The organism is Formosa algae, assembly GCF_001439665.1.
Lineage (GTDB): Bacteria > Bacteroidota > Bacteroidia > Flavobacteriales > Flavobacteriaceae > Formosa > Formosa algae.
On sequence record NZ_LMAK01000006.1, the window covers coordinates 57,976 to 72,416 of the forward strand.

The 14,441-nt window shown below is 34.3% G+C and carries 12 protein-coding genes; all 12 read right to left on the reverse strand.

Translation table 11 applies throughout. The annotated features are described in order from the left end of the window. Positions 1-228, reverse strand: a complete 228-nt coding sequence (locus AST99_RS01685) for a hypothetical protein (protein ID WP_057778477.1) — start codon at positions 226-228, stop codon at positions 1-3. 10 nt (positions 229-238) lie between these two features. After that, positions 239-1,612 carry an MATE family efflux transporter gene (locus AST99_RS01690; RefSeq protein WP_057778479.1) on the reverse strand — a complete coding sequence of 458 codons (1,374 nt, stop codon included), beginning with the start codon at positions 1,610-1,612 and terminating at the stop codon, positions 239-241. Positions 1,613-1,678: 66 nt separating this feature from the next. After that, positions 1,679-2,620 (reverse strand): NAD(P)H-dependent flavin oxidoreductase, encoded by a 942-nt coding sequence (locus AST99_RS01695; RefSeq protein ID WP_057778481.1) that lies wholly within the window; start codon positions 2,618-2,620, stop codon positions 1,679-1,681. Beyond that, entirely contained in the window at positions 2,620-4,224 is a 1,605-nt protein-coding gene (locus tag AST99_RS01700) for a S8 family serine peptidase (RefSeq protein ID WP_057778483.1), read from the reverse strand. Before AST99_RS01700 ends, AST99_RS01695 begins: the two co-directional genes overlap by 1 nt. A 12-nt stretch (positions 4,225-4,236) precedes the next feature. Continuing rightward, a complete protein-coding gene (gene mnmA / locus AST99_RS01705; RefSeq protein WP_057778485.1) occupies positions 4,237-5,424 on the reverse strand; it encodes a tRNA 2-thiouridine(34) synthase MnmA in 1,188 nt (395 codons plus the stop codon). An 83-nt stretch (positions 5,425-5,507) separates the two neighbouring features. After that, on the reverse strand, positions 5,508-6,206 hold the full coding sequence (locus tag AST99_RS01710) for a toxin-antitoxin system YwqK family antitoxin (RefSeq protein ID WP_057778486.1): 699 nt from the start codon (positions 6,204-6,206) through the stop codon (positions 5,508-5,510). A gap of 70 nt (positions 6,207-6,276) precedes the next feature. Beyond that, a complete protein-coding gene (gene yidC / locus AST99_RS01715) occupies positions 6,277-8,178 on the reverse strand; it encodes a membrane protein insertase YidC (protein WP_057778488.1) in 1,902 nt (633 codons plus the stop codon). A 112-nt stretch (positions 8,179-8,290) separates the two neighbouring features. Beyond that, positions 8,291-9,904: a CTP synthase gene (locus AST99_RS01720; RefSeq protein ID WP_057778490.1), complete on the reverse strand. Its 1,614-nt coding sequence runs from the start codon at positions 9,902-9,904 to the stop codon at positions 8,291-8,293. Positions 9,905-10,199: 295 nt separating this feature from the next. Then, a complete protein-coding gene (locus AST99_RS01725) occupies positions 10,200-10,445 on the reverse strand; it encodes a DUF3820 family protein (RefSeq protein WP_057778492.1) in 246 nt (81 codons plus the stop codon). 50 nt (positions 10,446-10,495) lie between these two features. After that, entirely contained in the window at positions 10,496-10,900 is a 405-nt protein-coding gene (locus tag AST99_RS01730) for an OsmC family protein (RefSeq protein ID WP_057778494.1), read from the reverse strand. A 4-nt stretch (positions 10,901-10,904) separates the two neighbouring features. Then, positions 10,905-12,830: a LysM peptidoglycan-binding domain-containing protein gene (locus AST99_RS01735; protein ID WP_057778496.1), complete on the reverse strand. Its 1,926-nt coding sequence runs from the start codon at positions 12,828-12,830 to the stop codon at positions 10,905-10,907. A 40-nt stretch (positions 12,831-12,870) separates the two neighbouring features. Next, positions 12,871-14,406 carry a glutamine-hydrolyzing GMP synthase gene (gene guaA, locus AST99_RS01740; RefSeq protein WP_057778498.1) on the reverse strand — a complete coding sequence of 512 codons (1,536 nt, stop codon included), beginning with the start codon at positions 14,404-14,406 and terminating at the stop codon, positions 12,871-12,873. Positions 14,407-14,441 lie beyond the last annotated feature (35 nt).

The following is a 14,441-nucleotide window of genomic DNA, read 5'->3' on the forward strand; positions in this document are numbered from 1 at the left end:
TTAATCTTCGTAGCGTGCGACTTCTCTATCGTAAAAATCTGTCGCTTTTTGGATTAAACCTTCTGTTTCCATTTCAATTTCTTTTTGATCTTCTTGATCGAAATCTTCAAACCACTCCACTTCATCATCTTCTAAATTGATGATAAAACGAGGAAATTCTGTATGAATTACGAAAATTGCATTTGGGTAATCTGTATTATCTCCTAATATAAATTTTGGAAGCTCCATATCTGTTAAGTTATTTTTGTAAAATTAATTGTTTTGTTAAATAATTGAACCTAATATAAAGTAAAATTGCTGCTGAAGTTAATCCCGCTAACAACCCTAACCATATACCAAAGCTCCCTAATTGATCTGCCTTCCCAAAATAAAAACTAATAGGAAATCCAATAATCCAATAGGCAATAAATGTAATTATTGTTGGCACTTTCACATCCTGAAGTCCGCGTAAAGCTCCTAAAACTACCACCTGAATACTATCACTAATTTGAAAAACAGCAGCGGCAAGTAATAAATTTGAAGCGATATAAACCACTTCAGAGTTATCTGCAAAGTTTGCGGCGTCACTTAAATCGACATATATTTTTGGTAATTCTGTACGCAATGCTAAAAACATTAAAGCGAAACAAATGGCAAATAACGTTCCCATTAAAAATAGTGAAAATGCAATACGTCTTAATTCATGATAATTTTGTAACCCTTTCTGATTTCCTACACGTACCATACTCGCTACACTTAATCCTGTAGCCACCATAAACGTCATAGAAGACAAGTTTAAAGCAATCTGATTTGCAGCCTGTGGATTTTTACCAAGTAAACCACTTAACCACACAGCCGATGTAAATATAGCCACCTCAAAAAGCATTTGCATAGCACTTGGAGCTCCAAGATTAAAAATACGCTTCATCATTAACTTTTCTAAAACGAAGAATTTTATATTGACCACGTAAGCGCTAGATTTTTTGTTTCCTTTTAAGACCCACCAAATAAAAGCAACCATAATAAAACGTGATGCTAAAGTCCCGTAAGCTGCTCCAACTATACCATAAGCTGGTGCTCCAAACTTTCCAAAAATAAACATATAATTTAATACTACATTTACCACATTCGCGATAATTGTTGCATACATCGGGTATTTAGTCATAGACATACCATCGCTAAACTGCTTAAAAGCTTGAAAAACAATTAGCGGAATTAATGAAAAAGCAACTAAATCTAAATATGGAATAGCCAACTCTACAACCTCTACGGGTTGTTTCATTAAATACATAAGTGGTTTGGCGAAATATAAAATTAAGAATAAGAGAATACCCAAAACTGTACATAAAAACAAGCCGTGTTTAAATGCCGATTTACCAGATTTAAAATCGTGAGCCGTATCTGCTTCTGCAACTAAAGGTGTAATCGCGGTAGAAAAACCAATTCCAACAGACATGGCTATAAACATAAAACTATTCCCCAAGGAAACCGCAGCAAGTTCTGCAGTCCCCAGTTGTCCGACCATAATATTGTCGACAAAACTTACAAATGTATGTCCTAACATACCTAGCATAACTGGTGCTGCCAGTTGCCAATTGTATTTAAATTCTTTTGTATATTGAGATAAAAGCACGCTTTAATTTTTGTTGGGCAAAGGTAGGACTTAAAACCGCCTAAAACCTATGCTTTTACTAAAATTTTATAAAGAGGATATATGAGTTTTTGCATGTTCGAATTCTGAAACGATTTCTGAAACAATCTCCGAAACCGGTTTTATATCATGAATTAAACCTGCTATTTGTCCTATTTCTAATTCTCCGTTTTCTAAATCACCTTCAAACATCCCCAATTTAGAACGTCCTTTACCTAATAAGATTTTTAAATCTTCGGGAGTGGCTCCCTTTTTATACAATGCTTGAACGTCATTATAGAAGTTGTTCTTTATTAAACGTACAGGCGCTAATTCTTTCAATGTTAGTTGTGTTTCACCTTCATTAGTGTGAACTACGGTATTTTTAAAATTAATATGTGCAGAAGATTCTGTACTTGCCACAAAACGACTTCCTATCTGTACACCATCGGCACCTAAAACCATAGCGGCTAACATACCGCGTCCGGTCGCAATTCCACCAGCTGCAATTAACGGAATTTCGATTTGTTCTTTCACCATTGGAATTAGCGTTAATGTTGTGGTTTCATCTCTTCCATTGTGTCCGCCTGCTTCAAAACCTTCAGCAACTACGGCATCTACTCCAGCAGCTTGTGCTTTCAATGCAAACTTTACACTACTGACTACATGCACGACTATAATGCCGCGTTCTTTTAGCCAAGATGTCCACGTTTTTGGATTTCCGGCAGCAGTGAATACTATTTTTACATTTTCCTCTACAATAATATTCATTAATGCTTCAACGTTCGGATATAACATTGGTACATTTACACCAAACGGTTTATCTGTAACTTTTTTACATTTCTGAATATGCTCACGCAATACTTCTGGGTACATAGACCCTGCTCCAATTAACCCTAAAATACCAGAATTACTAGCTGCAGATGCTAATTTCCAACCACTATTCCAAATCATTCCTGCTTGAATAATTGGATATTGAATATTAAACAGGGATGTAATTTTATTTTGCATTAGTCTTTTATCAGTTTTTTGACCACTTTAGTATCTGCAGTCGAAATTTCTAACATATACATACCATCTGTTAAAACAGACACATCTAATCCCTCTTGAGGACTTAACGTTTGGCTTAAAATTTGTTTTCCTAAAACATCAAACACCCTTATTTTTAATGTTGAAATATCTGATCCCGTTTTAAAAAACACGGTATGTTTAGTAGGATTTGGATACATAACTAACTGAGATGTTTGCGAAAACTCTTCGACTCCTAAAGTCCCTTCTTCCAGAGCAGAAGCTAAATTAGGAATACCGTAACCTAAGAAATAATCTGGTGTTGTATATTGAGACGAAGATGCTCTCACTAAAGCTTTAAGCTCTGTATTACTTAAATCGGGTAACGCTTGCCATAAACACGCCAATCCGCCTGCCAAAATGGGAGCACTAAACGAGGTGCCATTTAATGAGATAATAGTATTAGTTTTGCTAACCACTACACTTCCTAAACCTTGAGCAGAAACATCTGGTTTAATTGAAGGTTGAATTTCTGAGCCTTGCGAACTAAAATACGCATACACTCCTGAAGCATCTACAGCTCCTATAGAAAAAACAGCTTCAGAATCGGCTGGAGCTCCAACACCAGATGCTCCCGAATTCCCTGCAGATGTTACCATTAAAATCCCTTTTTCAGAGGCTATAGTTGCACCTCTAGTGATGTAAGCGGTTAAACCGTCTAAATCCTCATCTGTATAATCGTAATTTGGATTATCGAATGTTTTATAACCTAAAGACGTATTAATAATATCTACACCTAAGCTATCGGCACGCTCAGCAGCTTCTACCCATAAACTTTCCTCTAAAGGATTTTCTGCAGCACCATCTTCAGTAATAAACAAATAGTAAGCTGCATCTGGCGCAGTACCAACAAATTCGTTTTCTATATACCCAGCCATAGTACTTAATACCCAAGTTCCATGGTCGCCTTGAGTATCTGCATAGATATCTGAATTTCTATTTACAAAATCGTAACCACCTAAAAGGTTATTATTATCTCTTAAATTTTGAAACGCTCCAATGGTATTTACATTTGGAAAACCTCCGTCCAAAACAGCGATTGTCATGCCTGTTCCTGTATAGTCCTGATTGTGTAACGTGTGGACTTGAATCATCTCGACCTGATTAGTAGCTTCACCATAAACAAAATCTGTAACTGAAGCCGCTTCAGAGAATTCACTTTGTGTTTCTCTTCTACTTGTAGCCGATAATGTTTTGTCTGCAAATTCAATTTCAGAAACAAAAGAAAAATCTAATAATGATCGAATTGCAGCTTCTTCACCACGTACATGAACAGCATTAAACCATTTCGATTTTGCCAAAATTAGAATATCGTCTTGAGTTTTTAATGTTGAAATATAAGATTCGTTTACAGGTACGTCTCGGCCATCGATTTCGATACCATGACGCTGTTTTCTGTCTATAGCTTTCTGAGTTAAAATACTAGTTGGATTAGCTATAGAAGCCTCTACATCGCTTTTATCAGAAAAATAAACCCAAGCATCTTCTTGCCCAAATACTTGAAGCTGAAATCCAATACATATTATAAATAACCATTTATATGACATAACGGTTGTAATTTAAGAAATTACTCCAGAACCTACTAATTCATCTTCTAAATACCAAGCTACAAATTGTCCTTCCGTAATGGCAGATTGAGGTGCTTCAAACTCAACAAATAAGCCATTATCTACTTTATATAATATTGCTTTTTGTAATGGTTGTCTATAACGAATTCTCGCCATAACTTCCATAGTTTGATTTTGTTCTAATTTTAAATCTTCTCGAATCCAATGTTCTTCTTCATTGGTCACAAATAAAGCCGATTTAAATAACCCTGGATGTGAATGACCTTGTCCGGTGTAAATAACATTTTCGTTAACATCGGTATCAATAACAAATAAAGGTTCTACTGTACCACCAACACCTAAGCCTTTACGCTGACCTTTGGTAAAGTAATGAGCGCCTTGATGTTTCCCTACAATCTTCCCGTCGGAAACAGCATAGGTTTTCTTAGTTGTTAAGTACTTAAGCTCTTCTAATTTTGAAGCAAATTTTGTTTGTGTATTGCGATAGAAATTTTGATCCTTATCCACTTCAACAATCACCCCTGTTTTAGGTTTAAGTTGTTGCTGAAGAAATTCTGGTAAGCGTACTTTCCCAATAAAACATAAACCTTGAGAGTCTTTTTTATCGGCTGTAACTAAATCTAATTCTGCTGCTATTTTACGAACTTCAGGTTTCGTTAATTCCCCTATTGGAAATAACGCCTTCGCTAATTGATCTTGAGATAATTGACATAAAAAGTAGGACTGATCTTTATTACCATCTACACCCGCTAGGAGCTGATATGTTTCATCTTCGCCAGCATTAAGAATCCCTTTTCTACAATAATGTCCTGTTGCTACATAATCTGCGCCTAGGTCTAATGCTATTTTCATAAAGACATCAAACTTAATCTCACGATTACAAAGCACATCCGGATTTGGTGTACGCCCGTTTTCATATTCCTTGAACATATAATCTACAATACGTTCTTTATACTGCTCACTTAAGTCTACAGTTTGGAAAGGAATACCCAACTTTTCTGCCACTAACATGGCATCATTACTATCGTCTAACCACGGACATTCGTCTGAAATCGTTACAGAGTCGTCGTGCCAATTTTTCATAAATAGCCCGATAACTTCATAGCCTTGTTGCTGTAAAATATATGCTGCAACACTAGAGTCTACGCCTCCCGAAAGTCCAACAATTACTCGTTTCATGTGTTATAATGTATTACATGCAATATTATGCATGATAAAAAACGTACTGTAAACACGCGTTTAAACAGTCCGTTTGTACTCTTTTATTGTTTCGCAGGATTTTTACTATAGTTGGTATAATCCTTTGTTTCATCTAATTCCCCGTCTTTATAAAAATTCCAAAGACCATCTTTTTTATCATTTTTAAAAGCGCCTTCTGCAACTAGATTTCCGTCTAAGTCGTAATATTTAGACATCCCTTGCAATTTATCGTTTACATAAATAAACTCTTTTAAAACAATTTCTTTTTCTGAATACCAAGTCGATTTTCCCTCTAACTTTCCATTCTTATAAAAAGCACGTTCTGCAATTTTCCCATTATCGTAAAACACCAAACGTTCTCCCTCTAATTTACCGTTATTATTATACGTTTCGGTAATCATGATTTTGTCTGAATTTTTATGGAAGTATTGCCAATCCCCCATATATAATTTGCCTTTCATTTTCCCTTTACTAATTACTTTTTTAAGGGACGATAAGAATTGAACTTCTGCAATATCACTATTAGCATCAAACTCTTTAATAGCAGTTAACACCGGTTTATTTCCTATTTTTTTATAAAACTTAAAAGTTCCGACTTCTTTACCATGGGAAAACTGACCTTCGTAACGAAGTACTTTAGTACCCTCGAAATTCTTTTTCCAAACACCATCACGTTTTCCGTTGGCGTCTAATTGATTTATACTTTGTGCCATTACGGTTCCAACAACACATATTAATAAGATTGATAATAACTTTTTCATAAGACTATAACGTATAACTTTTATAAAAATTACAAGTAACAAAAAAGCTGCCAATTAAGGCAGCTTTGAATTATTTTTTACGGTTTTGAGATTGTTTTTGCTGTTCTGCCTGCTCCATCATATCTTTCATTTTCTTCTGAAAACGATTCTCCTTTTTGGGCTTCTTTTTATTCTCTTGAATTTTAGCATGAATTTTATCTTCATCAATAATGAAATTTTTGATCACCAACATAATTCCTATTGTAATTAAGTTAGAGATAAAGTAATACAAACTTAAACCAGAGGCATAATTATTAAAGAATACTAACATCATTAATGGAGAGAAATAAATCATATATTTCATCATTTTCCCCATATCTGGCATTCCTTCTTGTGTAGGCTGTGATGCCGCTTGTTGTCCTGTGGTCATTTTCATATAAAAGAAGATGGCTACAGAAGCTAAAATTGGAAACAAACTAATATGGTCTCCATAGAAAGGAATTTTAAAAGGTAATTCTGCAATGGTATCATAAGATGATAAATCTTCTGCCCAAAGGAAACTTTTGTGTCTTAAATCGAATGCAGATGGAAAGAACTGAAACAAGGCATAGAACACAGGTATTTGCAGCAATCCGGGCAAACATCCTGCCATAGGACTGGCTCCTGCTTTACTATACAACGCCATTGTTTCTTGTTGTTTTTTCATGGCATTATCCTTATACTTCTCGTTAATCTCGTTAATTTCTGGTTTCAGAATTTTCATCTTCGCCTGAGATAGGTACGATTTATAAGTTACTGGAGACATTACTATTCTTACTAAAATTGTCATTACAATAATGGCAAATCCATAAGGCATCAATCCACTTAAAAAGGCAAATACTGGTACAAATACGTAACGGTTAATCCATCCAAAAATACCCCAACCAAATGGAATACTATCGTCTAAACTATACTCGTATTGCTTTAACACAGTATTATCTGTAGGTCCAAAATAGAATTTTAAAGGCGCATTAATTTCTCCACCTTCAACTGCCAAAGGCACTGTAGATTCGTATAATTTGGTAAATTCCGCATCATCATCATCTTTTTCCAGTAAGTTTTCTGAAATTAAATCAGCTGTTTTAAATGGCTTTTGAGTCACTAAAATTGAACTAAAGAAATGCTGTCTGTAAGATAACCAAGTTACATCTTCTTCAACATCATCGTCGTCACTTGTCGGACTTAATTTATCAATTTTTCCACCATCGTGTTGGTACGTTAAACGTGTGTAACGATTTTCGTATTCAACACTTTTATCGCCACGATACATTTTTTGTTTCCAGTTTAAATTAACATCTTGAGTACTGTTAATTACATCGCTTAAACCTTGAGAACGAATCGTGAAATCCATCATGTAGTTATCTGGTTTCAGTTCGTAACGGTATTCTAAGAACTTAGACTCAGACACCTTCAGTTTCATAGACACTACTGTGTTTGCACCGTTCTTAGAAATTGTAGGTTGAAAATATAAATCTTGTGTATTTAAAACACGGCTATCTGTAGTATTAAAATTGATGTTGAAAGCTGCACTCTTATCTTTTATAAGGTAAACAGGAAGCGAATCGTAATTATCGAATTTTTTAAGTCTAATTTCAGAAAGGAATCCTCCTTTGTTACTAAACTTTAGATCGAATAATTCTGTTTCAACTTCTGTAACATTATTCGTTGCAGATGGTAATGTAGAAGAATAAGCAAAGGCTCCTAACTTGTTTTTAAGTCCAACTAATTGTAAAGAATCTGTTGCAGATGCTACTGAAAAATCTTCTGAAGACGTTTCTAGAGTATCATCCTTAACATTAGCTTTTTTCTCAGCTTCAACTTGTTCTTGTTTTGCTTGCTCCTGAGCTTCTAACTCTTCTGGAGTTGGCTGATTTTGCCAAAGCATAAACATCAAAATTCCAAAGATTAGGACAAATCCTATGACCGAGTTTAGGTCTAATTTCTTTTCTTCCATTTAATTATATTCTAGGTATAAAATGAAACCGCACAGATTGGTCTGAAAGGTTTCGTAGTATGAGTAAGCTACTCAAAAAGGTGACCACAATTTAAATTATGACAATGTGGCACTATTTTTTCTTGTTTTTTAAGGCTGCATTCACAAAAGCTACAAATAATGGGTGCGGATTTGCGACCGTACTTTTGTATTCCGGATGATATTGTACTCCTACAAACCAAGGGTGAGATGGTACTTCTACAATTTCTACCAAGTTGGTTTTAGGGTTAACACCTGTAGCAATCATTCCAGACGCTTCAATTTGGCTTCTGTAATCACTGTTAAACTCGTAACGGTGCCTGTGACGTTCTTCAATAATTTCTGAGCCATATACTTTTTTAGCAATGCTATTATCTGTTAAAGTACATTCCCAAGATCCTAAACGCATAGTACCGCCCATATCTGTAATGTTCTTTTGCTCTTCCATGATGCTAATTACAGGAGTGTCGCAATTGGCATCCATTTCTGTAGAATTGGCATCTTTTAAACCTAATACATTTCTAGAGTATTCGATAACGGCCATTTGCATTCCTAAACAAATCCCTAAGAACGGAATATTGTTTTCTCTCACATAACGTACAGCATCAATTTTACCTTCAATACCACGTTCTCCAAAACCTGGAGCAACTAAAACACCATTTAAATGTGCTAGTTTTAATTTGGCATTATCTGCATTTATATATTCAGAATGTATAGGTTCTACATTTACCTTAACTTCATTTTCTGCACCTGCATGAATAAAAGCTTCTAAAATCGATTTGTAAGAATCCTGTAACTCTACGTATTTACCAATTAAACCTATAGTAATTTCTGAAGTTGGATTTTTATGACGCTTTAAAAACTCATTCCATCTTGATAAATCAGGTACACTACTATTTAAGTTTAACTTTTTAAGAACCACTTTATCTAAACCTTCATCCAACATTAAATTTGGAACATCGTAAATTGTAGAGGCGTCTATAGATTGAATGACTGCTTCTTCACGTACGTTGCAAAACAATGCTAATTTTTTGCGAAGGTCTTTTGGTAAATGATGTTCTGTTCTACACACTAAAATGTCTGCTTGTACACCACTTTCCATTAAAGTTTTTACACTGTGTTGTGTAGGCTTTGTTTTTAATTCTCCGGCAGCAGATAAATACGGTACTAATGTTAAATGAATAACAAGGCCGTTATCTTCACCTAAATCCCAACGTAATTGTCTAACAGCTTCTACGTATGGTAAAGATTCAATATCTCCAACAGTACCACCAATTTCGGTAATTACGATATCGTAATCTCCAGATTTTCCTAAAATCTGAATACGTTCTTTAATTTCGTCTGTAATATGAGGAATAACCTGAACTGTTTTCCCTAAGAATTCGCCACGACGCTCTTTTTCAATAACACTTTGGTAAATTTTACCTGTAGTTACGTTATTGGCCTGACTTGTAGGCGTGTTTAAGAAACGCTCGTAGTGTCCTAAATCTAAATCGGTTTCGGCACCATCATCAGTAACGTAACATTCTCCATGTTCGTAAGGATTCAATGTTCCTGGATCTACATTAATGTAAGGATCTAATTTCTGAATGGTTGTTCTGTACCCTTGAGATTGTAATAATTTTGCCAAAGAAGCGGCAATAATCCCTTTTCCTAATGATGAAGTAACACCTCCGGTTACGAAAATATATTTTGTTGTAGTTGTCATGATGCGCTTTTAAACGCAGGCAAATTTACAAAGAACTATTGACAATTAAGTACGGATATCTATATTAATTCCGATTAAAACATAAACATCTTAAAAGCTGCTTTCTTAACCTTAATCCATTTCTAACGTACTATAATCAAACACATTACTGCAACATCTAATAAAAGCGAATAAATATCATTAAAGTTTTTAACAACTTAGTAAACTCTATAAGGCTTTTCATTTTAGATATTACAAACCTAAATGCGAAGGAGGTTTTCTATAAAGATTATAAAATAATCTTCTAAATACGCGCTTAAGTGATACGCTTAGGATTGGGGTATTTTTGTTTTATATTCCGAATTAAATCTTCTAGTCCGTTAAGTTTCAATTCGTAAACCATTTTAAGCTGGTCGCCTATTTTTCCTTTAGGAAATCCTTTATTATTGTACCACACAATATAAAACTCGGGCAAGTCTATTAAATAGCGGTGTTTATATTTTCCGAAAGGCATTTTAGTATGTGCCAACTCAATTAAGAGATCTCGATTAAGTTGATCCATAATATAGTATTAGTCAAAAATAAATTAAATCCTGAAAGATAAAGTCGTTTCTATGACTTCCAATTAAACGTTATCACTTTTTCTATATCTGGGTGTAAACTATAGTGTACAGGACATGTATTTGCAGTATGTTCTAATATTTTACGTGTTTTATCTTCTGCAGCAATAGGAAAATGAAACACGACTTCTATTTTAGAAATGCGTCTTGGATCTGTAGACATGTGTTTTGTGACAGCCGCTGTTGTACCTTCCATATTATAATCCAAACCACTAGCTTTAATCCCCATAACAGTCATCATACAACTTGCAAGTCCTGTAGCAACAGTATCTGTTGGCGAAAAAGCCTCGCCTTTACCATTATTATCTACAGGAGCATCTGTAACATAAGTGTTTCCAGATTGGATATGTATATTTTCGGTACGTAAACCACCAAGATAAGTTACTTTAGAAGTCATATTTTTATTTTTTTACTTCAACTATTTTTAAGTCTTCGTATTGTAATAAATACACCGTATCGTTATAATACCCACCAAAAGGAGTCTTTTTATACTCGAATTTATTTTCAATATATTCTGTTAAAGGTGCAACTGTTGCAGAGCTATACAAATCTGTAGATGTTGCCAATCTTAATACCACATCCATAGTAATATCAAATCCTCTTACAGCAACTTTATCAGGAGTTACGCCATAAGCATCTGTGTACGATTTTATAAATCCGTTATTCATATCGTCGTCAAATGATTTGGATATTGAAGCAAAGTGAAAATGTAAATTAGATAAGTGATGATTAGATACTTCACTGTTTTCAAAAGCACTATTAAAATCTGTTGTTGCCAACACAATTTCAATTTTATCTGAATTCAGGGTATTTAAATTTCCGACAACATTAGATGCAAATCCTGAGTCTTCCGTTTCAATAAACACAACATTTTTTCCAGGTTTTAAATATTTTGAAACATCTTCCATACGGATATAATAGCCTTCTTTTCCGTCTTTATCTTTTCGAGAGCGTACAACTTTTGCTAAAGGAAATGCCGATTTTAATGCTGCATTTTTAGACTCACTTTTTGAATCGAAAATAAGAATAGTATTTACCAAACTATCGCGTTGTTTAAAATAATTTACAACCTTATTTTTTAATAAATCTTCACTAGGTCGCGATTGAAACACATTATTGGTTAATGTTACATTTTTAGTAATCGGAGACACTACTGGCACATTATAAGTACTTAACCTTTCGGCAGTATACTCTACAGTATTTTGTGATAGCGGACCAATAACAGCATCTAAGTTTTCAAAATTATGCTGACTTATTAATTCACTTATAGTACTTGTTTTATTTTCAGTATCGTAAACATCTACCTTAACAGATATGCCTAAAGCTTTTAGAGAATCTAAAGCCATAATTACTCCTGTTTGGAATTCTAGAGCAAAATTTAAATACCCATCTTTTCGAACCTGGTTGATAGTCCCTTGAATAGAATCAAAACGTACTTGATTTAATTTAAAAGGCATTAAAACAGCAATGTGTTTTGTACCCGAATTAAATTGACTTTTAGATAAATTGGAAACTGCTAGAGTTTGCTCTGAAATCATTCCAGAAACTTCATTATAGTTTTTTTTAGGTACACGTAGCACCATACCCGCCTTTAAGTCTGAACCTACTAAATCAGGATTTAATGCTTCAAGTTCTTCTTTTTCTAAACCTAATTTCACCTTTAAGCGGTAAAAACCTTCTTTAGGTTGTACCTCGTAATAATTATAGTCATTCTCGACTACTTTCTCATGCGTGTCTGGAATATTAGGAACTTGTAGAGTATCTCCTACTTTTAAAACTTCTGGTATATCTGGATTTAAAGCTTCTAAATCTTCAACAGTAATTCCAAATTTATAAGCCACACGCCATTTACCTTCTTTAGGCAATACCACATAAGGTTTGGTTAAATCTACTGCAGTAGAAACTTCTGCTAAGATTTGTTTGGTCTCGAAAATAGGAATTCTAATCTTAGTCCCTTTTTTTAACGGTTCTGAATACAGAAATACATTTGCTTTCTTAATATCATCTGCCGTGACTTTATAATCGTTTGCTATACCGTAAAGCGTTTGTTTACGTTTTACACGATGTTGTTTATAGCCCGTAATTTCTTTAACAGTTGCTAATTCTGCTTGAACCTCTGTTTTAGGAATAATTAAAACCATATTGGCTCTTAATCCATTTTTAGCATCAGGATTTAAAGCATATATATCGTTTACAGTAATCTTATACTCTTTAGCAATACCCTCTATTTTTTCACCTTCTTTTACTTTATGCGTTTTGTAATTTTGAGCAAAGACATGCCCAGTTACCATTAAAAGTAATGCTAAAACGACTAAAAACTTTTTCATTCAATATGGTTTAATTCTAAAAAATTGATGTTTTATTATTCTATTCCCACTCTATAGTTGCAGGTGGTTTAGAGCTAATATCGTATACTACTCTATTAACGCCTTTTACTTTATTTATTATATCGTTAGATGTTTTTTGCAGAAATGCATAAGGTAAATTTACCCAATCTGCAGTCATACCATCTGTACTTTCTACGGCTCTAAGGGCAACACATTTTTCGTATGTACGCTCATCTCCCATAACACCAACACTATTAACAGGTAATAACATTGCGCCTGCTTGCCATACTTTATCGTATAAGCCCCATTCTTTTAATCCGTTAATAAAAATAGCATCAACTTCTTGTAAAATACGGACTTTTTCTGCAGTAATATCACCTAAAATACGAATTCCAAGTCCAGGACCAGGAAATGGATGACGTCCTAATAATTCTGGATCGATACCTAACGTTGCTCCAACACGTCTTACTTCATCTTTAAAAATAGCACGTAAAGGTTCTACAATTTTAAGTTTCATAAAGTCTGGTAATCCCCCTACATTATGATGACTTTTTATCGTTGCCGAAGGTCCGCCTGTAGCAGAAACACTTTCAATAACATCCGGATAAATAGTTCCCTGAGCTAACCATTTTACATCGGTTAGTTTATGAGCTTCATCATCGAAAACTTCAATAAAAGAGTTCCCGATAGCTTTACGTTTTTTCTCAGGATCTTCAATACCAGCTAATGCATCAAGAAAACGTTTAGAGGCATCTACACCTTTAACGTTAAGTCCCATGCCTTCGTATTGTTTTAAAACACTTTCAAATTCATTTTTACGTAATAACCCATTATTTACAAAAATGCAATACAGGTTTTTACCTATTGCTTTATTTAAAAGCACTGCAGCAACTGTAGAATCTACACCTCCTGACAATCCTAAAACCACTTTATCGTTTCCTACTTTAGCTTGAATAGCTTCTACCGTTTCTTCTACAAAAGAATCTGGTGTCCAATCTTGATTAAGACCAGCAATGCTTACTAAAAAGTTTTGTAATAGTTGTTTCCCATCTGTAGAATGATATACTTCTGGGTGAAATTGAATCGCATAGGTTTCTTCACCTTCAATTTTATAAGCTGCATTTGCAACATCGTTTGTACTTGCAATTAAAACCCCATTTGTTGGCAATGATTTTATAGTATCACTATGACTCATCCATACTTGGCTTCCTTCAGAAATATTTTTAAAAAAAGTTTCGTCTGGTTTTATATAAGACAAGTTTGCACGACCATACTCACGCGTACTAGAAGGCGCTACTTCTCCTCCAGAAAAATGCGCTAAATATTGTGCACCATAACATACAGCCAATAATGGTTTTTTTGCACGGATATATTCTAATTCAGGGTGTAAGGCTGCTTCGCCTCGCACTGAATTAGGACTACCAGAAAGTATAACAGCTTTATAGCTCTCTATGTCGGTTGGAATTTTGTTGAATGGGTGTATTTCGGAGTAAATGTTGAGTTCTCGAACTCTACGGGCAATAAGCTGAGTGTATTGCGATCCGAAGTCTAAAATTAATACCTTGTCGTGTTGCATGCGCAAAATTACTATTTATATTTTATTTGAAAAGT

Bases quoted from the DNA above. Each gene is read 5' to 3' on its own strand.
- AST99_RS01725 (WP_057778492.1), bottom strand. From the start codon at position 10,445: ATGGATCAACTTAATCGAGATCTCTTAATTGAGTTGGCACATACTAAA.
- AST99_RS01695 (WP_057778481.1), bottom strand. From the start codon at position 2,620: ATGCAAAATAAAATTACATCCCTGTTTAATATTCAATATCCAATTATT.
- mnmA (WP_057778485.1), bottom strand. From the start codon at position 5,424: ATGAAACGAGTAATTGTTGGACTTTCGGGAGGCGTAGACTCTAGTGTT.
- AST99_RS01710 (WP_057778486.1), bottom strand. From the start codon at position 6,206: ATGAAAAAGTTATTATCAATCTTATTAATATGTGTTGTTGGAACCGTA.
- AST99_RS01730 (WP_057778494.1), bottom strand. From the start codon at position 10,900: ATGACTTCTAAAGTAACTTATCTTGGTGGTTTACGTACCGAAAATATA.
- AST99_RS01720 (WP_057778490.1), bottom strand. From the start codon at position 9,904: ATGACAACTACAACAAAATATATTTTCGTAACCGGAGGTGTTACTTCA.
- AST99_RS01735 (WP_057778496.1), bottom strand. From the start codon at position 12,830: ATGAAAAAGTTTTTAGTCGTTTTAGCATTACTTTTAATGGTAACTGGG.
- guaA (WP_057778498.1), bottom strand. From the start codon at position 14,406: ATGCAACACGACAAGGTATTAATTTTAGACTTCGGATCGCAATACACT.
- AST99_RS01700 (WP_057778483.1), bottom strand. From the start codon at position 4,224: ATGTCATATAAATGGTTATTTATAATATGTATTGGATTTCAGCTTCAA.
- AST99_RS01685 (WP_057778477.1), bottom strand. From the start codon at position 228: ATGGAGCTTCCAAAATTTATATTAGGAGATAATACAGATTACCCAAAT.
- yidC (WP_057778488.1), bottom strand. From the start codon at position 8,178: ATGGAAGAAAAGAAATTAGACCTAAACTCGGTCATAGGATTTGTCCTA.